The sequence below is a fragment of the Amorphoplanes friuliensis DSM 7358 genome, from assembly GCF_000494755.1.
Lineage (GTDB): Bacteria > Actinomycetota > Actinomycetes > Mycobacteriales > Micromonosporaceae > Actinoplanes > Actinoplanes friuliensis.
The window spans coordinates 5,256,597-5,278,760 of the sequence record NC_022657.1 but is presented as its reverse complement, the minus strand read 5'-3'; the positions used below and the strand labels follow the sequence as shown (position 1 = coordinate 5,278,760).

The 22,164-nt window shown below is 71.3% G+C and carries 25 protein-coding genes; 16 read left to right on the top strand and 9 right to left on the bottom strand.

What is annotated here, in order from left to right; all coding sequences use genetic code 11:
• Nucleotides 1-2: 2 nt before the first annotated feature.
• The 8 genes from AFR_RS24565 (at nucleotide 3) to AFR_RS24530 (ending at nucleotide 8,388) form a co-directional block, all read left to right on the top strand.
• Complete coding sequence (locus AFR_RS24565) at nucleotides 3-1,034, top strand: taurine ABC transporter substrate-binding protein (protein WP_023363740.1); 1,032 nt, start codon at nucleotides 3-5, stop codon at nucleotides 1,032-1,034.
• Nucleotides 1,021-1,797: an ABC transporter ATP-binding protein gene (locus AFR_RS24560; RefSeq protein WP_023363739.1), complete on the top strand. Its 777-nt coding sequence runs from the start codon at nucleotides 1,021-1,023 to the stop codon at nucleotides 1,795-1,797. The genes AFR_RS24565 and AFR_RS24560 overlap by 14 nt, the downstream gene beginning before the upstream one ends.
• Nucleotides 1,794-2,654, top strand: a complete 861-nt coding sequence (locus AFR_RS24555; RefSeq protein ID WP_023363738.1) for a TauD/TfdA dioxygenase family protein — start codon at nucleotides 1,794-1,796, stop codon at nucleotides 2,652-2,654. The genes AFR_RS24560 and AFR_RS24555 overlap by 4 nt, the downstream gene beginning before the upstream one ends.
• Before the next feature lie 53 nt (nucleotides 2,655-2,707).
• Nucleotides 2,708-3,589 (top strand): sensor histidine kinase, encoded by an 882-nt coding sequence (locus tag AFR_RS24550; RefSeq protein ID WP_084298122.1) that lies wholly within the window; start codon nucleotides 2,708-2,710, stop codon nucleotides 3,587-3,589.
• Complete coding sequence (locus tag AFR_RS24545) at nucleotides 3,586-4,293, top strand: response regulator transcription factor (RefSeq protein WP_023363736.1); 708 nt, start codon at nucleotides 3,586-3,588, stop codon at nucleotides 4,291-4,293. The genes AFR_RS24550 and AFR_RS24545 overlap by 4 nt, the downstream gene beginning before the upstream one ends.
• Nucleotides 4,294-4,412: 119 nt before the next feature.
• On the top strand, nucleotides 4,413-5,471 hold the full coding sequence (locus AFR_RS24540) for an ABC transporter substrate-binding protein (RefSeq protein ID WP_023363735.1): 1,059 nt from the start codon (nucleotides 4,413-4,415) through the stop codon (nucleotides 5,469-5,471).
• Nucleotides 5,472-5,554: 83 nt separating this feature from the next.
• Entirely contained in the window at nucleotides 5,555-7,300 is a 1,746-nt protein-coding gene (locus tag AFR_RS24535) for an ABC transporter permease (RefSeq protein ID WP_023363734.1), read from the top strand.
• A complete protein-coding gene (locus tag AFR_RS24530) occupies nucleotides 7,297-8,388 on the top strand; it encodes an ABC transporter ATP-binding protein (protein WP_023363733.1) in 1,092 nt (363 codons plus the stop codon). The genes AFR_RS24535 and AFR_RS24530 overlap by 4 nt, the downstream gene beginning before the upstream one ends.
• Here the strand turns inward: AFR_RS24530 and AFR_RS24525 are convergent.
• The 4 genes from AFR_RS24525 to AFR_RS24510 form a co-directional block, all read right to left on the bottom strand.
• Nucleotides 8,367-9,278 (bottom strand): DMT family transporter, encoded by a 912-nt coding sequence (locus tag AFR_RS24525; RefSeq protein WP_023363732.1) that lies wholly within the window; start codon nucleotides 9,276-9,278, stop codon nucleotides 8,367-8,369. The genes AFR_RS24530 and AFR_RS24525 overlap by 22 nt on opposite strands.
• Nucleotides 9,279-9,337: 59 nt before the next feature.
• Complete coding sequence (locus tag AFR_RS24520) at nucleotides 9,338-10,258, bottom strand: LysR family transcriptional regulator (protein ID WP_023363731.1); 921 nt, start codon at nucleotides 10,256-10,258, stop codon at nucleotides 9,338-9,340.
• A gap of 27 nt (nucleotides 10,259-10,285) precedes the next feature.
• A complete protein-coding gene (locus AFR_RS24515; RefSeq protein WP_023363730.1) occupies nucleotides 10,286-11,302 on the bottom strand; it encodes a medium chain dehydrogenase/reductase family protein in 1,017 nt (338 codons plus the stop codon).
• Between the two features lie 81 nt (nucleotides 11,303-11,383).
• On the bottom strand, nucleotides 11,384-11,926 hold the full coding sequence (locus AFR_RS24510; RefSeq protein WP_023363729.1) for a TetR/AcrR family transcriptional regulator: 543 nt from the start codon (nucleotides 11,924-11,926) through the stop codon (nucleotides 11,384-11,386).
• 71 nt (nucleotides 11,927-11,997) lie between these two features.
• Here AFR_RS24510 and AFR_RS47995 point away from each other — a divergent pair, with 71 nt between their 5' ends.
• The 4 genes from AFR_RS47995 to AFR_RS24490 are packed head-to-tail and all read left to right on the top strand — an operon-like array spanning nucleotide 11,998 to nucleotide 15,385.
• Nucleotides 11,998-12,468: a MarR family transcriptional regulator gene (locus AFR_RS47995; protein ID WP_023363728.1), complete on the top strand. Its 471-nt coding sequence runs from the start codon at nucleotides 11,998-12,000 to the stop codon at nucleotides 12,466-12,468.
• Nucleotides 12,465-13,727, top strand: a complete 1,263-nt coding sequence (locus AFR_RS24500; RefSeq protein WP_023363727.1) for an MFS transporter — start codon at nucleotides 12,465-12,467, stop codon at nucleotides 13,725-13,727. Before AFR_RS47995 ends, AFR_RS24500 begins: the two co-directional genes overlap by 4 nt.
• Before the next feature lie 9 nt (nucleotides 13,728-13,736).
• Entirely contained in the window at nucleotides 13,737-14,768 is a 1,032-nt protein-coding gene (locus AFR_RS24495; protein ID WP_023363726.1) for a PIN domain-containing protein, read from the top strand.
• 38 nt (nucleotides 14,769-14,806) lie between these two features.
• Complete coding sequence (locus AFR_RS24490; protein WP_023363725.1) at nucleotides 14,807-15,385, top strand: GtrA family protein; 579 nt, start codon at nucleotides 14,807-14,809, stop codon at nucleotides 15,383-15,385.
• Here the strand turns inward: AFR_RS24490 and AFR_RS24485 are convergent.
• Entirely contained in the window at nucleotides 15,361-16,239 is an 879-nt protein-coding gene (locus AFR_RS24485; protein WP_052359451.1) for an SDR family oxidoreductase, read from the bottom strand. The genes AFR_RS24490 and AFR_RS24485 overlap by 25 nt on opposite strands.
• An 80-nt stretch (nucleotides 16,240-16,319) precedes the next feature.
• Between AFR_RS24485 and AFR_RS24480 the strand changes: the two genes are divergently transcribed.
• Entirely contained in the window at nucleotides 16,320-16,907 is a 588-nt protein-coding gene (locus tag AFR_RS24480; protein ID WP_023363723.1) for a TetR/AcrR family transcriptional regulator, read from the top strand.
• A 10-nt stretch (nucleotides 16,908-16,917) separates the two neighbouring features.
• Here AFR_RS24480 and AFR_RS24475 read toward each other — a convergent pair whose 3' ends face one another.
• Both AFR_RS24475 and AFR_RS24465 read right to left on the bottom strand, forming a co-directional pair.
• Nucleotides 16,918-17,121 carry a hypothetical protein gene (locus AFR_RS24475; RefSeq protein WP_023363722.1) on the bottom strand — a complete coding sequence of 68 codons (204 nt, stop codon included), beginning with the start codon at nucleotides 17,119-17,121 and terminating at the stop codon, nucleotides 16,918-16,920.
• A gap of 270 nt (nucleotides 17,122-17,391) precedes the next feature.
• Nucleotides 17,392-17,838 carry a hypothetical protein gene (locus AFR_RS24465; protein ID WP_023363721.1) on the bottom strand — a complete coding sequence of 149 codons (447 nt, stop codon included), beginning with the start codon at nucleotides 17,836-17,838 and terminating at the stop codon, nucleotides 17,392-17,394.
• A gap of 106 nt (nucleotides 17,839-17,944) precedes the next feature.
• On the opposite strand from AFR_RS24465, the gene AFR_RS24460 reads away from it, so the two are divergent.
• Together AFR_RS24460 and AFR_RS24455 are read left to right on the top strand one after the other, a co-directional pair.
• The gene (locus AFR_RS24460; protein WP_041841096.1) at nucleotides 17,945-18,358 is read left to right on the top strand and encodes a hypothetical protein; all 414 of its coding nucleotides are present in this window, start codon (nucleotides 17,945-17,947) and stop codon (nucleotides 18,356-18,358) included.
• The gene (locus AFR_RS24455; protein ID WP_023363719.1) at nucleotides 18,355-19,527 is read left to right on the top strand and encodes a zinc-dependent alcohol dehydrogenase; all 1,173 of its coding nucleotides are present in this window, start codon (nucleotides 18,355-18,357) and stop codon (nucleotides 19,525-19,527) included. Before AFR_RS24460 ends, AFR_RS24455 begins: the two co-directional genes overlap by 4 nt.
• A 53-nt stretch (nucleotides 19,528-19,580) precedes the next feature.
• On the opposite strand, the gene AFR_RS24450 is transcribed toward AFR_RS24455, so the two are convergent.
• Both AFR_RS24450 and AFR_RS24445 read right to left on the bottom strand, forming a co-directional pair.
• The gene (locus AFR_RS24450; RefSeq protein ID WP_023363718.1) at nucleotides 19,581-20,675 is read right to left on the bottom strand and encodes a carboxylate-amine ligase; all 1,095 of its coding nucleotides are present in this window, start codon (nucleotides 20,673-20,675) and stop codon (nucleotides 19,581-19,583) included.
• Nucleotides 20,672-21,649, bottom strand: coding sequence for a methyltransferase (locus tag AFR_RS24445; RefSeq protein WP_023363717.1), 978 nt, complete (start codon nucleotides 21,647-21,649; stop codon nucleotides 20,672-20,674). Before AFR_RS24445 ends, AFR_RS24450 begins: the two co-directional genes overlap by 4 nt.
• A gap of 80 nt (nucleotides 21,650-21,729) precedes the next feature.
• Here AFR_RS24445 and AFR_RS24440 point away from each other — a divergent pair, with 80 nt between their 5' ends.
• Complete coding sequence (locus AFR_RS24440; protein ID WP_023363716.1) at nucleotides 21,730-22,164, top strand: ATP-binding protein; 435 nt, start codon at nucleotides 21,730-21,732, stop codon at nucleotides 22,162-22,164.

The window sequence follows — 22,164 nt, the reverse complement described above, 5'->3', positions numbered from 1 at the left end:
TCGTGAAAAAGATCATCCCCGCTCTCGCCGCCGTGCTGCTGCTCGCGACGACGGCCGCCTGCGGCAACGGTGCCGCGAGCGGCGGGTCGGACTCCGCGGAGAAGTCCATCCGGCTGGCGTACCAGGCGTTCCCCAGCGGTGACCTCATCGTCAAGAACCAAGGGCTGCTCGAGAAGGCGCTGCCGGACTACAAGATCACCTGGACGAAGTTCGACTCGGGCGCGAGCATCAACACCGCGTTCCTCGCCAAGAGCATCGACATCGCCGCGATCGGGTCCAGCCCGGTGGCACGCGGGCTGTCGGCGCCGCTCAACATCCCGTACCAGGTCGCCTTTGTCCTGGACGTGGCCGGTGACAACGAGGCGCTGGTCGCGCGGAACGGCAGCGGGGTCACCGACGTGGCCGGGCTGAAGGGCAAGAAGGTCGCCACGCCGTTCGCGTCGACCGCGCACTACAGCCTGCTCGCCGCGCTGGACAGGGCCGGTGTCAAGGAGTCCGAGGTGACCATCGTGGACCTCGAGCCCCAGGACATCCTGGCCGCCTGGACCCGCGGTGACCTCGACGCGGCGTACTCGTGGCTGCCGTCGCTGGACGAGCTGAAGAAGAACGGCAAGGTCCTGATCAGCAGCCGGGAGCTGGCCACCGCCGGCAAGCCCACGCTGGACCTCGGTGTCGTGACGACCTCGTTCATCCAGGCGCACCCCGAGGCCGTCGACGCCTGGCGCAAGGTCGAGGCGCAGGCGCTCGACGTCATCGCGAACGACCCGGCCGCCGCCGGCAAGGCTGTCGGCGCCGAGCTCAACCTCTCGCCGGAGGACGCGCAGAAGCAGCTCAGCCAGGGTGTGTTCCTCGAGCCGGCGGATCTCGCGTCGGACGAGTGGCTCGGCACCGACGCCAAGGTCGGCAAGCTCGCCGACAACCTGGTGAGCGCGTCGGAGTTCCTCAAGGGACAGCAGAAGATCGACGCGGTGCCGGACCTGGCCACCGTGCAGAAGTCCATCTACGTGAAGGGCCTGCCGGATGTCCTCAGCTGAGGCCGTCGTCCTGGACGGCGTCGAGCACGCGTACGGCGACGTCACCGCGGTGGGGCCGGTCAGCCTGACCGTCCCCGCCGGGGAGTTCCTCGTGCTGGTCGGCGCGTCCGGCTGCGGCAAGAGCACCCTGCTGCGGCTCATCGCCGGCTTCGAGCAGCCGACCACCGGTACGGTCCGGACCGGCGGTGAGGCACCCGTGCCGGGCCGTGGCGCCGGGCTGGTCTTCCAGCAGCCGCGGCTGTTCCCGTGGAAGACCGTCGGCGGCAACGTCGAGCTGGCCCTGCGCTACGCGGGCATCACCGACCGGGGCAACCGCGTCGAGGAGCTGCTCGCCAGTGTGGGCCTGCACGACGTCGCGCACCGGCGTACCTGGCAGATCTCCGGTGGCCAGCAGCAGCGGGTCGCCATCGCCCGGGCCCTCGCGGTGGACAATCCGTTGCTGCTGCTCGACGAGCCGTTCGCGGCCCTGGACGCCCTGACCCGGGAACGCCTGCAGGAGGACCTGCGCCGGGTCAGCGCCGACACCGGGCGTACGTGTGTCTTCGTGACCCACAGCGTCGACGAGGCCGTCTTCCTCGGGAGCCGGGTCGTCGTGCTCAGCGCCCGGCCCGGCCGGGTGGCGCTCGACCTGCCCATCGATCTGCCGCGCACCGGCGTCGCGCCGGACGAGCTGCGCGGACTGCCCGCCTATGCCGCCCTCCGCTCGGAGATCGGCCACGCCGTCCGCGCGGCGGCGACCGTACCGGAAGGGGTTCCGCTGTGACCGCGACCTTCGTGAAGCTCGACCTGGAGGCACTCGGCCCGCGTTTCGGGTCCGTCGTGCACGGGGTGGACCTGGCCACCGCGACCGACGACGAGATCGTCGCCGTCCGCGCGGCCCTGGTCGACCGCAAGGTGCTCTTCTTCCGCGACCAGAGCCTCGACGACGACGGCCAGGTCGGCCTCGGCCGCCGGATCGGCGAGCTCACCGCGTCCCACCCGGTCGTCGGTGGTGTCGACGCCGCCCACCCCGAGGTGTACGCCCTGGACAGCACCGACAACGGTTTTGCCGACGTGTGGCACACCGACGTCACGTTCGTGCGGCGCCCGCCCCTGGGCTCGATCCTGCGCGCGGTCACGCTCCCGCCCAGCGGCGGCGACACGAACTGGGCCGACGCGCAGCTCGCCTACGAGTCGCTCACCCCGGCGGTGCGCACGCTCGTCGACGGTCTCACCGCGGTCCACGACGGTACGCGCGAGTTCGGCTACTACCTCGCCCAGCGCCGCAACGGCCAGGGCAACGAGTGGGACGGCGAGGTCGTCACGCGCCTCGACCCGGTGGAGCATCCGGTGATCCGCGTGCACCCCGAGACCGGTCGCAAGGGCATCTTCGTCAACCCGGGTTTCACCTCGCACATCAAGGGGGTGTCCGAGTTCGAGAGCCGCGCGATCCTCGACCTGCTCTACGCCCACCTGACCAAGCCGGAGCACATCGTCCGGCACCGCTGGCGCGCCGGTGACGTGGCGATGTGGGACAACCGCAGCACCTCCCACTACGCCAACCGCGACTACGGGACCGACCGTCGTGTCATGCACCGCATCACCCTGCGCGGCGACATCCCGGTCGGTCCCTCGGCCTGACCGCTGTCGTGCGCGCTCTCGGCATCCGGGCGTCGCGCGGTTAGTGTCCTGGCGTGGAGGCCAGAGTTCGGACCGTCGTGGTGTGGGCCGCCGCGGTGGTCGTCGTCGCCGTGACCGGAGCCGCCGCCGGCACCGGCCGGTGGACGGTGGCGACCGCCGTGGCGTCCTTCGCCGGTGGGGTCGCCGTCGCCCTGGGCGTCCTGCGGCGTGGCGCGGTCGCCCGCCGGGCCGAGGTGGCTCGCCTGACCGAGCTCGTGGACCGCCGGGCCGAGCAGGTGGCCGCGCTCAGCCACGAGCTGCGCACACCCCTGGCGATGATCAAGGGCTCGGCGGATCTGCTCCTCGAGGGCTCGCCGGGCCCGCTCACCGCGGCCCAGGAACGCTTCCTGACCGTCGTCGACCACCAGTGCACCCAGGTCATCGGGTTGTGCGAGAGCCTGCTGATCCAGGCGAAGATCGAGGCCGGCATCTTCACGCCCCGGCCGGAGCGCATCGACGTCTCCGTGGTCGTGCGGGACGTCGTCACCGCCATGCGGCCGCTCTCGGCCCAGCGCAAGCAGCGGATCACCCTGGACACACCGCAGGTCACCCGCCGGCTGCCGGCCGACCCGATGCTGCTCGCCCAGGCGGTCACCAATCTGCTCTCCAACGCCAGCCGCTTCACCACGGTGGGCGGCAACATCGGCGTCCGGGTGACCACGATCGACACCGGCGTCTGCGTTTATGTCAGCGACGACGGCGCGGGCATGGACCGCGATCAGCGCCGCCGCCTCTTCCAGCGGTTCGCCACCGGCCGCCCGCTCGCCGACGGCACCGGGCTCGGACTGGTCATCACCAAGACCATCGTGGAGCTGCACGGCGGTTCGATCATGGTCGACACGACCTCCATGCGCGGCACGACGTTCCTGTTCACGCTGCCCTGGGAGGACGAGTGACGCCGACCGCACTGATCGTCGACGACGAGCCGCAGATGACCGCGATCCTGGAGTTCGCGCTGGAGACGCAGGGATTCACGGCGCTGGTCGCGCACGACGGCGCCACCGCGATGCACCTGCTGCGGACACGCGATCCCGACCTGGTGGTCCTCGACATCCTGATGCCGGCCGTCGACGGTCTCACGCTGTGCCGGTGGATCCGGGCCCGGTCCGAGGTCCCCATCATGATGCTGACCGCACTGGCCCAGCACGAGGACGTCATCGCCGGGCTGGAACACGGCGCGGACGATTACGTCACCAAGCCGTTCCATCCCCGCGAGGTGGCCCTGCGGGCCCAGGCCCTCGTCCGGCGGCGCCGCGACAGCGCCGGGACCCGGATCCAGGTCGGCGGGCTGCGGATCGACCCCGCGGAGCGGACCGCCACCCTGGACGGGCGCCGCATCGAGCTGCCCTACACCGAGTTCAAGCTGCTCAGCCATCTCGCCTCCCGCCCCGGGGTCGCCCAGTCGTGGCAGGACCTGCTGCGGGCGGTCTGGGGCACCACGAACCTGGCCGGCGGGCGTGACGTCGTGAAGTCGACTGTGTACCGGCTCAGAGCGCGGCTGACCGCCTCCGGCGACGTCGACGGCTCCCGCTATCTGCGCACGCTGCGCGGTGTCGGCTACCTGATGCCGGACATCGCACCCGGCGCCGACGACGAGTAGGTGACAACTTCGTCACCGAACAACACTGCGCTGTCACCGGGGGAGGACACCCGGCGACCTACGGTCAGCGCAGGTTGTTTCGCCGGCATACGACCGGCGTTTCGAGGAGGTCACCAGAGATGGTCCAGCGCATCCACCGTCGCGTTCCTCCGCTGCTGGCGGCCGCACTGGTCGCGGTCGTCGCGGCCGGTTGCACCCGTGCGGCCTCGTCGGCCGATCCCGCCGACGACACCGGCAAGGTCACGGTCGCCTGCGGCGCCACCGAGGAGTGGTGTGCCGCGATGACCGCGGGATTCACCCGGAGCACCGGACTGAAGGCCGATTTTGTCCGGCTCTCCAGCGGGGAGGCTCTCGCCCGGCTCGAGGCGGGCAAGGACGACCCCGAGTTCGACGTCTGGCACGGCGGGCCGGCCGACGGCTACGTCGCGGCCTCGTCGAGAGGGCTGCTCGAGCCCTACGTGTCACCGAACGCGGCCACGATCCCGGCCGCCTACAAGGACGTGGCTGGGGCGTGGACCGGGGTTTACGCGGGAGCGCTCGGCTTCTGCAGCAACACCCGCATCCTGGCCGAGAAAGGTGTCGCGGCGCCGAAATCGTGGCGGGACCTGCTCGCACCGGCGCTGCGCCGCAACGTGGCCATGGCGCACCCGTCGACCTCGGGCACCGCTTATGCCGCGCTCTGGACCCAGGTCCAGCTCGACGGTGGCGCCGATCCGGCCTTCGACTACCTGGCCCAGCTGCATTCCAACATCCTGCAGTACACCAAGTCCGGCGCCGCGCCCGGTCAGATGGTGGCGCGGGGCGAGATCGCCGTCGGCGTCGTCTTCTCCCACGACTGTGTCGCCCTCCAGCAGGAAGGCATCAAGGACCTGACGGTCACCTTCCCGAGCGAGGGGACCGGTTACGAGGTCGGGGGAGTCGCCCTGATCAAGGGGGCCGGCAACCCGGTGACCGCGGCACGGTACGTGGACTGGGCGCTGACACCGGAGTCGCAGCAGATCGGGCCGACCGTGCAGGCGTTCCAGCGACCCACCAACCCGGCCGCCGCCGTCTCGCCGTACGCGTTCGACGACAGGGCGGTGAAGCTCATCGAGTACGACGTGGCCGCCGCCGGCGCTCAGAAGTCCGTGCTCACCAAGCGGTTCGACCAGCAGATCGCCCAGGCTCCCAAGTCCTGAGCGTCCCCCGGCCTTTCCGCGCCGAGCGGGTCCCGCGGCAACGGGACCCGCTCGGGTGGTCGACAAGTCAGGAGGTCCGGCCGATGCTCGACGTCGTCGAACAGGCCCCGGCCCGTACGCCCGAAGCCGCCCAGCCGCCGCCCCGCCGCCGCGAGGCGAGCGTCCGGATCGCCCTCGTCCTCTGCCTGGTCCTCGTCGGCCTCGGCAGTGTCGTCCCGATCGTCGCGGTTCTCGCGAAAGCACTGTCCCCGGAAGCACTCCCGCGTTACGCGGACTTCTTCACCTCCGCGGTCGACCTGGGCATCCTGCGCAACACCGTGGTGCTCGGCCTGCTCGTCGGGGCCCTCGGCACGGCCGTCGGCCTGCTGTTCGCCTTCGTGCAGACCCGTCTCGACGTCCCGTTCAAGCGCACCCTGCACGTCATCGCGATGATCCCGATCGTCAGCCCGCCCTTCGCGGTGGCCACGGCCGCCATCGTCCTGTACGGCCGCCGCGGCGTGATCAGCTACGGCGTGTTCGGTGTCGAGTACGACATCTACGGCCTCGACGGTCTGGTCCTGGTGCTGTCCCTGTCGTTGTTCCCGGTCGCCTACCTCGGCCTGGTGGCGATGATGCGGGCGCTGGACCCGGCGATGGAGGAAGCCGCCATGATCATGGGGGCGTCGCGGCTGCGCGTGCTGCGGACGCTGATCCTGCCGTTGCTCGCGCCCGGTCTGGTCGGACCGTTCCTGCTGCTCTTCGTCGAGGCGATCGCCGACCTGGCCAACCCGCTCACCCTCGGCGGCGACTACACGGTCCTCGCCAGCCGCGCCTATCTCGCGGTCATCGGCGAGTACGACCTGACGGGCGCCGCCGTCTACAGCCTCATCCTGCTGTTCCCGGCCCTCGGCCTGTACGTGTCGCAGCGGTACTGGCTCGGCCGGAAGGTCCGCACGACCGTCACCGGCAAGCCGTCGGGCAGTGTGCACCTGATCAGCAGCTGGGTCCGCTGGCCCGTCTACGCCGTGGCCCTGTTCATCGCGGCGGTCATCGTCAGCCTCTACGGCACGGTTGTCGTCGGCGCGTTCACGGAGATCCTGGGTGTGGACAACAGCTTCACCCTGGCGCATCTGCGCGAGGTCGTCACCGGTCCGGGCCTCTCGGCGGTGATCGACACCGCGGTGCTGGCGGGCATCGCCACACCGATCGCCGGTGCGCTGGGCATGCTGATCGCCTGGCTCGTGGTGCGGCATCTGCGCCGGGGCAGCGGCTGGCTGGACTTCGCGGGCACGCTGGGTGTCGCGGTGCCCGGCACGGTCCTCGGGATCGGGTACGTCCTGGCGTACCGCGGTGACCGGTACCTCGGCGACATCCCCGTCCTGCCCGGTCTGGTCGGTGGCGGGGCCCTCGCCGGTGGTGCGGCGGTGGTCGTGCTCGCCTACGTCACCCGCAGTGTCCCCGCCGGCTTGCGGACCGGCACCGCCGCGCTCTCGCAGCTGGACCCGCACCTCGAGGAGGCCGCCACCAATCTCGGGGCTTCGCCGTTGCGCACGTTCCGGCAGGTGACGCTGCCGCTGATCCGTTCGGCGTTGCTCACCGGGCTGAGCTACAGCTTCGCCCGGAGCATGACCTCGGTGTCCACGATCGTCCTGCTGGTCACCCCGGAGACCCGGATCGTGACCTCGCAGATCCTCGGCGCCGCGAACACCGGCCGCTACGGCGTCGCCTTCGCCTACTGCACCGTCCTGACCGTTGTCGTCCTGGCCGGGTTCGGCCTGATCAGGTTGCTCGTCGGCCGGGACGTCCCGTTGCACCGGATCGCCGAATCACCGGAGAGGCCCCGTCGATGACCACAGTGCACCCCGCCGGCCGGCTCGAGCTCGAATCGATCACCCGCGTCTTCACGAGCCACGGCTCGTCGGTCACCGCGGTGGACGACGTCTCGCTGACGGTCGAGCCCGGCGAGTTCATCACCCTGCTCGGTCCGTCGGGCTGCGGCAAGACGACGACCCTGCGCATCGTCGCGGGTTTCGAGTCGGGGACCGCCGGGAGTTTGCGTCTCGACGGCCGGTCGATCACCGCGACACCGCCGCAGAAACGGCAGATGGCGATGGTCTTCCAGTCCTACGCGCTCTTCCCCCATCTCACCGTCGGTCAGAACATCGCCTACGGCCTCAAGGTGCAACGCCGCAGCCGGGCGGACATCGAGTCGGCGATGCAGATCGCGCTCACCAGCATGAACCTCGTCGGTCTGCAGGACCGCAGCCCGCACGAGCTCTCCGGGGGTCAGCAGCAGCGGGTCGCGCTCGCCCGGGCGCTGGTGGTCCAGCCCCGGGTGCTGCTCTTCGACGAGCCGCTGAGCAACCTCGACGCCAAGCTGCGCGGCGCGATGCGGGCCGAGATCCGCCGGATCCAGCGGACCCTGGCGATCACCAGCCTGTACGTCACCCACGATCAGGAGGAGGCGATGACCATGTCGGACCGGGTCGTCGTGATGAACAAAGGCCGGGTGGAGCAGGTGGCGACCCCGGCGGAGATCTACCTGCGGCCCGCGTCGATCTTCGTCGCGGACTTCATCGGCCGGGCCAACTTCATCGAGGTGGCGCTGGAGAGCGTGGCCGCCGGCAGTGCCACGGTCACCGTCCTGGGCCGTCGGGTGTCGGTGGCTGCCAGCCCGGCCATCGGTCAGCGGGAGACGGTCGCCTATCTGATGGTCCGCCCGGAGACCATGCGGGTCACGGCCGCCCCCCAGGGTGGTACGGGCTCGGTGCTGTCGGCGACTTTCCACGGCGACACCGTCGACTACGAGGTCGAGACGAGCAGCGGCACGCTGAACGTCACCGAGGCCGGGCCCGAGCCCGGCCGGTTACTGACCGAGGGCACCAACGTCACGGTGACCATCGACCCGCGCAAGGCCTACCTGCTGCCGCGCGACTGAGCGGGGGACGGCCCGGAGGCCGCCTGCGTGCGACGACGCAGGCGGTTCTCCGCGTACGCCATGCCGGCCAGGACGATCAGACCGCCGGCGATGACGTTCCAGGTGACCGCTTCACCGAGGACCACCGCGCTGACCAGGACCGCCGCGATCGGGACGACGTAGTTCACCGCCGAGGCCGTGGTCGCGCCGACCTCGTCGATCAGGCGGAAGTAGAGCACGTACGCCAGCCCGGTGCTCAACGCGCCGAGCAGCACGATGCTGACCACGATCCGCGGCGTCACGGTGACCGGCCCCCACTCCAGGAACGGGCTCACGGCCGCCTGCAGGAGCACCGCCACCGACACCTGACCGGCCGCGAGCGAGACCGGCTTCAGGTGCCGCGGCGACAGGAACCGTCGCACGTAGACGAAGCCGAGTGCGTAACTGACCGCCGCGCCGAAGCAGGCGACCTCACCGCCGATCGAGCCGAGCGCCTCCCGCCACGGGGCGACGACCACCACGAGCCCGGCGAAGCCGATCAGCAGACCGGTCAGCTTCCGGGGTGTGGCCCGTTCGTCGGCCAGTGCGAACGCCGCGACGGTCAGCGTCAGCAGTGGAGTGGCCCCGACGAGGACCCCGGCGATGCCCGCGCCCGCGCTGCGTTCGCCGTACGAGAGCAGCAGGAACGGGATCACGTTGCCGAACAGCGCGGCCGCCGCCAGGTGGCCCCACACGACACGCTCCCGGGGGAGGCCGGCGCGGGTCACGGCGGCGACGGTCAGCAGGACGGCCGCGCCGAGCACCAGGCGCGCCAGGACCAGCTGCGCGGGGGAGAGCCCGGCGAGGGCCTCCTTGATCAACGTGAAGCTGCTGCCCCAGAGCAGCGCCAGAACCAGGAAGCGTGTCTTCATGCTCTGATACTCGGAGTGCGGGACGTCCCGCGTCCACCAGGCTTTTGCGGACACTACCGTTAAGCAGAACTGAAAGCTTTCTCCAGCTCGTCCGCGGTCGCGCAGAGGGCTTCGGCGACCAGCCGCATGTGCGGCGCCTGATCGCCGGCCTGCCGGACGAAGAGCGACACCTGGCGGCTCGGCTGCTGCGCCCGCGGCGCGCGCACGGTGAGACCCGGTTCGCGATCGGGCGCGGCCATCCGTGGCACGAGTGCGACTCCGTAGCCCGCGCGGACCAGGGCGAAGACCGAGACGTAGCTGTCCGCCGTGTGGGCCGTCCGGGGGGTGAATCCGGCCGCGGAACACTCCCGCACGGCGATGTCGCGGCACAGGCCGGCGGGCGGCACGATCCACTCCTCGCCGGCCAGGTCCGCCAGCCGCAACTCGTCGGCGCCCGCCCGCGGATGCCCCGACGGCAGTACGAGGTCGAGCGGGTCGACCAGCAGCGGTGTCCGGGTGAACCGCGCGTCGTCCACGCGGACCTCACCGTCGAGGCCGACCACGACGTCGGTCTCGTCGCGCAGCAGCCGGTCGAGGGCCTCCTCGGTGTCGGCCTCGCGGATCCGCACGGTCAGCCGGGGTGCGTCCTCGCCGAGCCGCCGCATCGCCGGGACCGCGAGTGCCCCGACGGCCGTGGCGAAACAGTCCATCCGCACGGTCGCCGCCGCCCCCGACACGTACGCGTCGAGCTCGGTCTGCGCCACCTCGAGCTGCGCGAAGAGCAGGTCGGCGTGGCGCAGCAGCAACCAGGCGGCGTCGGTGAGGCGGACCCGGCGCCCGTGCGGTTCGAGCAGCGGCGCCCCGACGTCCTTGGCCAGCAGCGCGAGTTGCTGCGACACCGCCGACGAGGTCATGTGCAGTGCGGTGCCGACCGCGGTCACCGTGCCGCGGTCCCGCAACTCCCGCAGCAATCGCAACCGCCGCAGGTCGATCTGTCCCATCGCCGCATCCTAGGGCCCTTCCCGACATCAGGGCTCGAGGATGACCTTGCCGCGGACCGTGCGCGACTCGGCCAGCTCCATCGCGGCGGTGATCTCGGAGAGGGGGAACCGTGCGGCGATCTCCGGCACGACGGCGCCGCTCTCGAGCAGGCCGATCACCGTGGTCAGGTCCTCCCGCAGCCGCCGGCGGAAGGTCGCCCGGCGCACCAGCTTGCCGGCCCAGAAGTTGTAGAACAGCGCCCGGTGCCCGTTCGGCAGGGTGTTCCAGACGAACAGCCGGGCGAGGAGCCGCACAAAAACGAGCTCCATCGGCTGCTTACCACCCAGAGCGGAGGCATTCCCGTACGCGACCAGCACACCACCACGGCTGAGCAGCGAGTAGGAGGTTCGCACGCTCGCGCCGCCGATCGGGTCGAACACCGCGTCGACGCCGGCGGGTGCCAGGTCGCGGACCCGCGCCGCGAGGTCGGGGTCGTTGTAGTCGAGCGGGGTGACGCCGAGCGCCCGCAGCGCGTCGTGGTGCCGGGGTGACGCCGTACCGATGACGTGGACACCGTGGTGCAGGGCGAGCTGGACGAGGATCATGCCGACCCCGCCGTTGGCGCCGTGCACCAGGACTGTCTGACCGGGACTGACGCGGGCGCTGCGGTGCAGCATCTGCCACGCGGTCACGCCGTTGACAACAACCGTCTCGACCTCGGCCGGGTCGAGCGCGGCGGGGACGCGTACCAGGTCGAGGGCGTCGATGAGCACGTGGCTGGCCCACCCGCCGGTCTTGACGACCGCGGCGACGCGCGAGCCGACCAGGGTGCCGTCCGCGCCGGGTCCGACGGCCTCGACCGTGCCGACGAAGTCGTAGCCGGGTGTGAACGGGAAGCTGGGCTGCCCGGGGTAGAGGTCACGGCGCATCGCCTGCTCGGCGTAGGAGATGCCGGTGGCGTCCACGCGGACCCGGGCCTGGCCGGCGGCGGGCTCGCCGATCTCCCGCTCACGGACTTCGAGGGCCTGGGGGAACTTGCCGGGGAGAACAACTTCAACGGTCATGATGGCTCCTTAGTTTGTAAGTGTGCACTCACACACTTTTTGGGTCAGAGAAAAACCGCCCCGGGCGGGGCGGTCCGGTGACTAGTGCCGGAAGCCGGCGGTCAGTGCGCTCGCCCACGGCTGGTCGATGCCGTCGAGGTCCGCGGTGACGATCAGGTGGCACAACTGCCCGTACGCGAAGAACTGCTGAAGCTGCGGGCCGCTCGCGCCCGACCGGCCCTGCACGAAGGTCGCGAGCCGGCCGTATCCCTCCTGGACGGCGGCGCGGATCTCGGGGACGTCGGTCACGCTCTGCGCCTGCACCTGGAAGAGCAGCAGGTCACGGTCGGCGATGAGGTCGGCGTAGGCGCTGCCCATCGCTCGCAGCACCTCCTCGGTGGCCCCGCTGGCGGCGCTCTCGGCGCCCGCCTCCAGGGCGGCCAGGATGCGGTCGTAACAGGCCTCCGCCGCGGCGACGAAGAGCCCGAGCTTGCCCCGGAAGAGCCGGAACACGTACGCCTCCGAGATGCCGGCGGCCGCGGCAACCGCTGTCACCGGTGTGGCGTGGAAGCCCGCGCGGGCAAAGACCGTCACCGCCTCGTGGAGGACGGTGGCGCGCCGGACCTCGGCCGTGGATCGCATCATGTATGTGAGTACACACTCACAAGTAAGGAAAGTCAATCGGCAATTTGTATAAGCGCTGTTACATTCTCTGCGTGACCGAACCCGATCTGCTCGACAGCAGTTACTACGGCCCGCTCTTCCGGCTGCTCGCCGACATGGACAACGACATCGCCGGCCTCTACGCCGAGCCCCGCTTCGAGGGCATCCGGACGCGTTTTGTCGGCCCTCTCATTGACCTCGGCCGGCGTGGGCCGCTGACCATCCGCGAGCTCGCCGACGCGCGCAAGGTGACCCACTCCGCGATGAGCCAGACCGCCACCGCCATGCGCAAGGCCGGTTTTGTCGAGCCGGCCGAGGGCACCGACGGGCGTACCCGCAAGGTTCAGCTGACCGGCCGCTCGCGGGACCTGGTGCCGTTCCTGGAGGCCGAGTGGCGGGCGACGGAGAAGACCGTCCGCGACCTCGACGCCGAGCTCGCGTACCCGCTGATGAAGGCCGTCGCCGACGTGCGGGAGGCCCTGGCCGCCCGGTCGTTCGCCCAGCGACTGCGCGACAACCTGTGAGCGCCCTGGCGGACCTGCGCCCGCTGCGGGAGAGCCCCCCGTTCCGCCGCCTCTGGCTCGGCACGACCGCGTCCGGGTTCGGCGGTCAGCTCGGCGCCTTCGCCGTCGTCTACTACGTGTGGGAGCACACCCGCAGCGCCGCGATGGTCGGGCTCGTCGGGCTCGTCACCGCCGTACCCATGATCGTGCTGGCCCTGGCCGGCAGCGCCTTCATGGACCACGTCGACCGCCGCCTGCTGGCGTTCCGGTGCTCGTGCGGGCAGCTCGTGGTCAGTCTGGGCATGGCCGCGGTGGCCGCGACGGACATCGGCGGTGTGCCGCTGATGCTGGTGCTCGCGGGGCTGGGCTCGGCGTTCGCGTCGGTCGGTGGGCCGGCCAAGCGCACGTTCATCCCGGCGCTGCTCACCGGGGACCGGCTCGCCGCCGGCCTCGCCCTCAGCCATCTGTCGTTCCAGCTGGCGATGCTGCTCGGCCCGGCGACGGCCGGCCTGGTCACCGCCCAGTGGGGTACGACGTGGTGCTTCGTGATCGACGCGGTGACCTTCGCGTTCGCGCTGATCGGCATCGCCGGTCTGCCGCGCGGTGTCGAGAGCGCCGAGGGTCGTCCCGGCGCGGCGGCGGTCGTGGACGGCTTCCGCTTCACCGCCCGTACGCCGGAGGTCCGCGGCGCCTTCCTCGCCGACCTGGCGGCGACGATGCTGGCCATGCCGTTCGCCCTGTTCCCGCTGATCAACGCCGAGAAGTTCGGCGGCCGACCGGAGATCCTCGGCCTGTTCACCACGGCCGTCGCGGTGGGCGGCGTGCTGGCCTCCGTCCTGTCCGGCCTGGCCACCCGCCGGCGCCACCCGGGCACGGTCCTGCTGGTCTGCGGCACGGTGTGGGCGGTGTCGCTGGGCTTCGTCGGCCTGACCGGTCACCTGCTGATCGTCCTGTCCCTGCTGGCCGTCGCGGGCGCGGCCGACACCTGGGCGGTCGTCTCCCGCGGCACGGTCGTGCAGACGGCCACGCCGGTCGCTTACCGGGGGAGGGTCGCGTCGCTGGAACACATCGTCGGCTCGGCCGGACCCGAGCTGGGCAACCTGCGCGCCGGCCTGGTCGCGACGGTGACCTCCGGTGCGGCGTCCCTCGCCCTCGGCGGCATCCTGAGCGTGATCGCCACCGGGCTGATCGCGGTGACGACGCCGGCACTGCGCCGCTTCACCGTCCCGGAGGTGGAACCCGAAATGCACGACCGGTCCGCCGGTGTCCCCGGCGCGTAGGGTGACCGCGTGGATCACGAAGAACGCATCGCGCTGTTCCTGGACTACGAGAACCTGGCGATCAGCGCCCGTGACCACCTCGGTGGCATGTCCTTCGACATGCGGCCCGTCTCCGACGCGCTCGCCGAGCGGGGACGGGTCGTGGTGCGCCGGGCCTACGCCGACTGGTCGTACTTCGACGAGGACCGCCGGATGCTGACCCGCTCGCACGTCGAGCTGATCGACATCCCGCAGCGCATGAACGCGTCCCGCAAGAACGCCGCCGACATCAAGATGGTCGTCGACGCGCTCGAGGTGGCGTTCGAGCGGGCGTACATCTCGACGTTCGTGCTCTGCACCGGCGACAGCGACTTCACGCCGCTGGTCCACAAGCTCCGCGAGCTCAACAAGCGGGTCATCGGGGTCGGCGTCGAGAAGTCGACCTCCGCGCTGCTGCCGCCGGCCTGCGACGAGTTCCTCTACTACGACCGCCTCGAGGGCGTGGAGATCCCGCCCGTCCGCCCGCGCCCGGTCGTGCCCGAGCCGCAGCCGGTCGCCGAGGTGCCCGCCCGCGACCTCGACTCGCTCTCCGCCCTGGTGGCCCAGAGTGTGGCCGGCCTGCAGCGCAGCTCCAGCGGCGCCGTGACCGCCTCGACGCTGAAGCGCACGCTGCTCCGCAAGGACCCCACCTTCAACGAGGCGGACTACGGCTTCCGCGCCTTCGGTGAGCTGCTGCGCCACCTCGCCGGCAACAACGTCGTCGAGCTCCTCGGCAGCGCCGCGAAGGGTGACCCCGAGGTCACCCTTCCCGAGCACGGCGACCGGGAGGCGGCGTTCGCCCTGCTCCGCACCGTGGTCGCGGACCTGGCGGGCACGTCCGGCGCCGCGGCCCTCTCGGGTCTCAAGAATCAGGTACGCAAGACAGCACCCGACTTCAGCGAGAAGAAGCTCGGCTACCGCAGTTTCCTGCAGTTCTGCAAAGCCGCCGCCACCAGCGGTGCCGTCGACCTGAAGTGGAGCCCCGACGCCGACGACTACCTGCTGACCGCACCCCGGAGCTGACACCGGTCCGGTTGCCCGGTCTCGGTAGAGTGCCCGGAATGTGGCTGACGGACCGGGTACGCCGGCATCACGAGGCGGCGAAGTTCCTGGTCGTCGGCGGGACCTGCTTCCTGGCGACCACCGCCATGAACTACGCGCTCAAGCTGACCGTCCTGCACGAGAAACCCGTGACCGCGCTGGCCGTCGCCACGATCATCAGCACGATGCTGTCGTACGTGCTCAACCGGGAGTGGTCGTTCCGGACGCGCGGCGGTCGCGAGCGCCATCACGAGGCCGCGTTGTTCTTCGGTGTCAGCGCGATCGGCATCGTCCTCAACGTGCTGCCGCTGGCCGCGTCCCGCTATGTGTTCCTGTTGCGGGTGCCGGACGTGAGCCGCCCGGTGCAGGAGATGGCCGACTTCGTCAGCGGCATCGTGGTGGGAACGCTGATCGCGCTGGTCTTCCGGCTCTGGGCCTTCAAGCGGTTCGTCTTCCCGCGGGCGGAGGCGCGCCCCCGTCCCGCGCGTCCGCGGAAGGCAGGGCCCCGCACCGCCGTCGTCCGTCACGAGACGCACACGAGCGACCGGCCGGAACCGACCGGCGAGAGTGGCGGTCAGCCACGGCTCCCGGCCGGGTAGTGCTTGCGCAGGTCGGAGATGGTCATCCGGTCGAGCAGGCGGTCGGGGAGAAGGCGCGAGGCGCTGATGAGGAAGCCCGCCGTCGCGCCGATGGTGTAGCGGGTGCGGGGCCGGCGGTCGGTCACGGCCTTGGCGATCGTCCGGGCCGCGACGTCGGCTGTCACTCCGGCCTCGGTGAATGCGGCGACGTGTGAGGGCAGCGCCTGCACGAGATCGCCGTAGCGCGCGTTCTGCTCGGGTGTCATGCCCGTGGCGAGCCCGGTCAGACCGGCGAGACCGTGTCCGGCCATCTCGGTCTTGACGCCACCCGGTTCGACGACCACCACCTGGACACCGGTGGGCGCCAGCTCGGTGCGCAGGGCGTCGCTCATGGCCTCCATCGCGTGTTTGCTGCTGGCGTACGGGCCGTAGCCGGCCATGGAGAGCTTGCCGTTCACCGAGCTGATGTTGACGATGCGGCCCCGGCTGCGCACCAGCGCGGGGATCAGGGCCTGCGTGGTCGCGACGTGCCCGAAGAGGTTGACCTCGAAGATGCGGCGCCACTGGTCGAGCGGTGTGACCTCGACCGGGCCGGCGCCGGGGATGCCGGCGTTGTTGACCAGCGCCCGCAGCGGCCGCCCCTCGGGATCGCCGGTGACACGGGCGGCCAGCGCCGCGATGTGGTCGGCGTTCGTGATGTCGAGGATGACCGGTTCGATGCCCGCTGCGCGCAGGGCGGTGCCGTCGCTGTCGCGGCGGACCCCGGCGAGGACGTGGAAGCCGCGCCGGGCCAGCTCGAGCGCGGTGGCCGCGCCCATGCCGGTGGAAGCTCCGGTGACGATGACGAGTTCCCGCGTTTCAGTTGACGTTGTCATCTTCAGGAGTCTCCGGCACTGAGATGACGCTGTCAACTGTTTCGGGTGACGCTGTCATCGGAGACCGCTAGGATCAGCACATGACCAGCCGCGCCGAATCCGCCGCCGCCACGCGTCAGGCCCTCCTCGACGCGGCTGCCGAGCTGCTCGACGACGGTGGCCTCGAAGCGGTGACCCTGCGCGCGGTGGGCGGGCGGGCCGGGGTGACACGCGGTGCGCCGTACCGTCATTTCCCCGACAAGGAGAGCCTGCTGATCGCGATCGGGACGCAGGCCTGGGACCGGCTCGGAGATCGGATCCACGCCGCCCGGGCCGACCCGGAGCTGTCACCGGCCGACAGGCTGCGCGGGGGACTCACCGCGCTCATCGGCCTCGCCCGCACGCAGCCGCACCTCTACCAGCTGATGTTCAGCAACCCGCCCGGGGACCCGGCCGCGCTGGCCCGGGCGGCCCAGCGCAGCCAGATCGAGTTCCTGGCGATCGTCGCCGAGCTCGTCGGCGAGCACGACGCCCGGCGCTACGGCGCCCTGCTCATCAGCAGCGCGAACGGCATCGCCGGCATGGAGGCGAGCAGCCAGCTCACCGACCCGAAGTGGGGCGGCCTGTCGGCCGAGGACCTCGTCGACACCCTCGTCGACCTGATCGCCGCCAGGAAACCCTCCGGATGAGCGACGTGCGTCAGTCGGGCGGCCCCACCGGGCTACCCTGAGCGGCCGGGCTGTCCGCCGCCGCGCCGGGCACCCCGGCCTGATCGTCGGTGGCCAAATGGTCGTGGTCGTGATCGAGGTCGCCGGGGTTGCCCGTGGTGGGTTCGGTCATCGCATCGGCGTCCATGGAACCGGGATCGGCGATGCTGCTCAGGTCGTCGTGCGGATCGGTCATGGCGCACGGATTCCCGCCACTCCCGCCGGCATGCGGGACCCGGGGCGCCGTTCACCGACTCTTCATGTGGTCAGAGCGGCTGGTCGACTTCCTCGGCCACCGCGCGTACCCGGTCGGGGTCGGGCCGGGGGCTGGTCAGCGGCACGCGAGCCGTGCCGGTGAGGCTGCCGGATGGCGTTGGCCGAGTCGTGGAACCCGTTGGTGAAATCGAAGAGCAGGGCCAGCGCGATGAGGCCGATCAGCGCGGCCAGAGTCACGTCCACGTGGCGGTCAGCGCAGAGCGCGCAGGGTCAGCGCGGTGACCCACCCGTAGGCGAGGTGCGGCACGAGGTCACTCACCCAGTCCGCCGCCTTCCAGCTCCGCGGGTCGGTGACCCCCAGCGCGGTCATCGGCGCGTTCGACCCCAGCATCCCGAGCACGGTCAGCGCCACAGCCGAGACCCCGGTGGGCATCCGGCGACCGCCCGCCGCGGTCCAGGCGACGGCGGCGGCGGTGGAGGTGGCGTACCCGAGCAACGGGCCCAGCCCGCTCTTGCGGTTCTCCGCGGACTTGTCCTCACCGAGCGGCACGTGGGCCAGCTCGGCGAGCTTCGACACGCTGTCCTCACCCGCGCTGCTGGCGGGACGCGCCCGCACCGCCATGTCGAGATAGGTGACGGCGTTGAGGGCGGTCGCACCGGCGGCGCCCGCAACGATGGCCTTGACGGTGTTGTCCATGCGGGCCCGCGTACCCGTCACCCGTTCGGATACACGCGGTGCAGGCCGGGCGGTGATGCCCGTTTGAAGCGCGTCCAGTTCGGTATGCAGGCCTCCCATGAAACCTATGACTCGAGCGGCGGTCATCACTGCCGCGGCCGCCGCAGTCGGCGGCACGACTTATCGACTTGTCGCCAGGCGCCGCCAAGGACCACCGGGTCCGGGCCGGCGGCACGTGATCACGGTTCATCGGCCGCTGGACGAGCTGGCCGAGGTGCTGCCCGAGCCGCTGGCCGCGTACCACGGGGCCCTCGAGGTGCAGTTGCGGGCGGCTCCGGCCGGGCGGGGGACCGAGATCAGCGCGCGTGCCCTGAACGACAGCGTGTCCGACGGCGACATCCGGCGGCTGCTGCGGGAGAGCCGGTCCCTGCTGGAGGTCGGTGACATTCTGCAGCCGGGCGGGCCGACGACCACACCCACCGTGACGAACGCGCCGTTGCGTGCGGCCACCCGGCACGGCCGCGAAGGAGGACTGCTGTGAAGGCGTTGCAGTGGCAAGGTGTCAACAAGCTGGCCGTCGGGGACGTGCCCGACCCGGAGATCCGGAACGCGGGCGACGTCATCGTCAAGGTCAAACGGTCGGTCACCTGCGGTTCGGACCTGCACCTCCTCGGCGGCTACATCCCGTTCATGGAGCGGGGTGACGTCCTCGGTCACGAGTTCATCGGTGAGGTCGTCGAGACGGGGTCCGAGGTCCGGAACCACCGGGTCGGTGACCGGGTGGTCGTGTCGTCGTTCATCGCCTGCGGCAAGTGTTACTTCTGCGAGCAGCGCCTCTTCTCGCTGTGCGACAACGGCAACACCAACCCCGCCATCACCGAGACGCTGTGGGGGCAGGCGCCGGGTGGTTGTTTCGGGTATTCCCACGCGATGGGCGGTAACCCCGGAAGTCACGCGGAGTACATCCGGGTCCCGTTCGCCGACGTCGGCGCTTTCACGGTGCCGGATGCGGTCACCGACGAACGGGCGCTGTTCGCGTCCGACTCGGCCAGCACCGGCTGGATGGGCGCGGACCTGGGCGGTGTGCAGCGCGGTGATGTCGTGGCCGTCTGGGGCGCCGGCGCGGTCGGTCAGATGGCGGCCCGTGCGGCGGTCCTGCTCGGTGCCGACCGGGTGGTGGTCATCGACCGGTACGAGAACCGGCTGCACCAGGTCGAGAAGTACGCCGGCGCGGAGACGCTGAACTACGAGAACACCGACGTCGAGGCCGAGCTGCGGGAGCGCAGCGGCGGCCGGGGCCCGGACGTCTGCATCGAGGCCGTCGGCATGGAGGCGCACACGCCGGGCCCGCAGTTCCTCTACGACCAGGTCAAGCAGCAGCTCCGCCTGCAGACCGACCGGCCGGCCGCAGTCCGCGACGCGATCCACGCGTGCCGCAAAGGCGGCTCCGTCTTCGTCCTCGGCGTCTACGCGGGTTTTGTCGACAAGTTCCCGCTCGGCGCCCTGATGAACAAGGGCCTGACCGTGCGGGGCGCCCAGATGCACGGCCAGCGTTACATCCCGATGCTGCTCGATCGGATGGCCAAGGGCGAGCTGATCACCGAGCACCTCGCCACCCACACCATGCCGCTGGCCGAGGCGCCGAAGGGCTACCGCATGTTCAAGGACAAGGAGGACGACTGCGTGCGCGCGGTCTTCCTGCCCAACTGACCCCGCGAGCCGGGACGGTCCACAGCGTGGGGCCGTCCCGGTCGACGGTGGTGTCAGCCGGAGATCGTCAGCTCGGCCAGGCGGTCCAGCATCACACCGGTGCTTCCGCCGGCCCGGAGGATCTCCCGCTGCCGGGCCGCACCCGTGCCCTCCCGGCGGACCCGGTCGAGCTGCGCCTCGACCACGTCCAGGTCGCCCAGCCGCTTCAGGGCCGGCCGGACAAAGTCGACCAGGTCACCGACAAGATCCCAGGCGGGCCGCGAGCGCTGCGACCGGACGTCCGTCAGCGTGCCGTCCAACCCGGTCCGGGCCGCGTTCCAGTGCGCGGCCCGGAGCAGATCATCCGGTACGCGCACAGCCGCGCGACCGGCGGCGATGTCGTCCCGAACAGCCGTGACGAGGCCCCGGATCAGACCCGCGACCAGCACCGTGTCGTCCACGGTGGTCCCGACGTCACCCACCCGCACCTCGACCGTCGGGAAGGTGGCGGACGGCCGCGCGTACCAGAGGACCATGCTCTCGTCGAGCATGACGCCGGAGTCGACCAGCTGGGCCACCGCCCGGTCGTGGTCGGCGGCCGAGGCGGCGAACGGTGTCGGCCCGAGGCTCGGCCAGCGCAGCAGCTGCACGGACCGCCAGCTGGCATAACCGGTGTCGGCGCCCTGGTAGAGCGGCGAGTTCGCGGAGAGCGCCTGCACGACCGGCAGCCACTCCCGCAGGTGGTTGCAGACCTCGATCGCCAGGTCCCGGCCGGGTACGCCGACGTGGACGTGACAACCGCACACCGCGGGGTCGTACGCGATCGGCCCGTAGTGCCGGGCGATCTCGTGGAAACGCGGGCTCTCGGTCGGCTCGCGGCAGGGTTCGGCCACCGGGGTCGCGCCGATGGCGACCAGACGAGCGCCGGCCTGTGCCGCCGCGTCCGCCGCCGCTCGCCGCAGACCGATCAGGTGCTCCCGCAGCTCGGCCAGTCCGGTGCAGACGGGTGTGACCATCTCGACCATGCTGTGGCGGAACTCGAGGCGGCTCTGGTCGCGTACCGGATCGGGCAGGGCGCCGAGGACCTTGCCGGACAGCGGGGCGTTCTCGCCGGTGTGCGGGTCGAGGAGCAGGAACTCCTCCTCGACACCCAGGGTGTGGCCGGTCACCGGGGCCTGGTCGCGGTCAGCACGACGACCGCGAGCCGTTCGGCGTGCTGGTAGGCGGGCGTGTCGAGCTCCTCGCCGTACACGTCGGGGTCCACCTCCCGGTAGGTCCAGGTCAGGTCGGTGCCGGCCAGCCGCTGCTCGGCGGCCTCGCGGAGCGGGTCGCGTCCGTCGGCGATCCCCGTGCCGCTGAACAGCACCAGCGAGCCGCCCGGTGCCAGCCGCTGCTCCGCGGTGTCGAGGACGGCGAGGGTGAGGCCGTTGCCGTGCGGGCCGCCGCCGTCGCGGTAGGTGCGCCGCGCCAGGTCGATCATGAACGGCGGGTTGGAGATGATCAGGTCGAAACGGCCGTCCACGTCGTTCAGCAGATTACTCCGGCACGGCCGGACCCGTCCGGTTCCGGCCAGGCGCGCGTTGATGCGGGCGTACCGGAGGGCGGTGGGGTTGATGTCGACGCCGAGGACCTCGGCCTGCGGTGCGCGCTTCGCGACGGCGATCGCCCCGGCTCCGGTGCCGCACCCGATGTCCACGGCCCGGCGGACCGGCGTCGCGCGGTCCGCGAGGTGCGCGACCGCCGCATCGGCCATCCGGTAGGTGTCCGGGCCGAAGAAGACCGCGTCCGCGCTGGCCGTGGGGAAGGCGGAGTGCACGAACAGCTCGCTGTCGTAGGTGGAGAACCGGACCCGGCTCCGCCAGCCGTCGCCGTGGCGTTCGAGGGCGCCCCCGGCGTCCAGCAGGTCCCTCAGCGGCGCCGGCAGCACGCCGTCCTGGAACGGCCGGCTCCAGCCCAGGACGTCCCGTTCGTCCCGGGCCCAGGCATTGCCGGGACGCCGGTTGACCCGCTCGTGGGTGTCCGGCGTGACCGTGGTGAAGTGGTAACCGCGGTCCTTCAGGGCCTGGCCGAGGCGGAACAGCGCCTCGTCGGCGGCGGTCGTCTGTGCTGGTGCGGCCGGTGCGGCCGTGCCGATCGTCGTCATGGCGGGCCGGGTTCCCCTCCGTTCGCAACGTATACGTGGCTTCTCGCATGATCGTGCGCCCGCCGGGGAACCACTGCGCTGTGTCTCTCGAAACCGCCTCCCGTCCGCCGGACACCGCAGAGGAGGTCCAGCACTGGGTGCTGGACAGTGCCACCGAGTTGCGCCGATTGCGGGCCGGGTTGTTCGAAGCCCTGATGGGCGAGCCGATGCCACCGGACGGCAGGCTGGACGACGTGCCGGAGCAGGTGGCCATCGCCGCCACCGAGCTCGCGACCAACGCCATCCGGCACGGGCGGCCGCCCACCCGGGTCCACCTGCGCCGCACCGAGCACACGTTCGTGCTGGACGTGGCCGACGAGGATCCCGGCACGGTCCCCGAGGTCGCCGGCCCGCGCGCGCCCGGGGACGGCGGCCTCGGTCTGCACATCGTCGCCGAGCTGGCCGAGGCCATCGGCTGGTACGCCGAAGGCACCCGCAAGCACGTCTGGGCGGAATTCCGCATCCCACCGGCCTGA

Bases quoted from the DNA above. Each gene is read 5' to 3' on its own strand.
- AFR_RS24560 (WP_023363739.1), top strand. From the start codon at position 1,021: ATGTCCTCAGCTGAGGCCGTCGTCCTGGACGGCGTCGAGCACGCGTAC.
- AFR_RS24540 (WP_023363735.1), top strand. From the start codon at position 4,413: ATGGTCCAGCGCATCCACCGTCGCGTTCCTCCGCTGCTGGCGGCCGCA.
- AFR_RS24535 (WP_023363734.1), top strand. From the start codon at position 5,555: ATGCTCGACGTCGTCGAACAGGCCCCGGCCCGTACGCCCGAAGCCGCC.
- AFR_RS24530 (WP_023363733.1), top strand. From the start codon at position 7,297: ATGACCACAGTGCACCCCGCCGGCCGGCTCGAGCTCGAATCGATCACC.
- AFR_RS24525 (WP_023363732.1), bottom strand. From the start codon at position 9,278: ATGAAGACACGCTTCCTGGTTCTGGCGCTGCTCTGGGGCAGCAGCTTC.
- AFR_RS24520 (WP_023363731.1), bottom strand. From the start codon at position 10,258: ATGGGACAGATCGACCTGCGGCGGTTGCGATTGCTGCGGGAGTTGCGG.
- AFR_RS24515 (WP_023363730.1), bottom strand. From the start codon at position 11,302: ATGACCGTTGAAGTTGTTCTCCCCGGCAAGTTCCCCCAGGCCCTCGAA.
- AFR_RS24510 (WP_023363729.1), bottom strand. From the start codon at position 11,926: ATGATGCGATCCACGGCCGAGGTCCGGCGCGCCACCGTCCTCCACGAG.
- AFR_RS24490 (WP_023363725.1), top strand. From the start codon at position 14,807: ATGTGGCTGACGGACCGGGTACGCCGGCATCACGAGGCGGCGAAGTTC.
- AFR_RS24485 (WP_052359451.1), bottom strand. From the start codon at position 16,239: ATGACAACGTCAACTGAAACGCGGGAACTCGTCATCGTCACCGGAGCT.
- AFR_RS24480 (WP_023363723.1), top strand. From the start codon at position 16,320: ATGACCAGCCGCGCCGAATCCGCCGCCGCCACGCGTCAGGCCCTCCTC.
- AFR_RS24475 (WP_023363722.1), bottom strand. From the start codon at position 17,121: ATGACCGATCCGCACGACGACCTGAGCAGCATCGCCGATCCCGGTTCC.
- AFR_RS24465 (WP_023363721.1), bottom strand. From the start codon at position 17,838: ATGGACAACACCGTCAAGGCCATCGTTGCGGGCGCCGCCGGTGCGACC.
- AFR_RS24460 (WP_041841096.1), top strand. From the start codon at position 17,945: ATGACTCGAGCGGCGGTCATCACTGCCGCGGCCGCCGCAGTCGGCGGC.
- AFR_RS24445 (WP_023363717.1), bottom strand. From the start codon at position 21,649: ATGACGACGATCGGCACGGCCGCACCGGCCGCACCAGCACAGACGACC.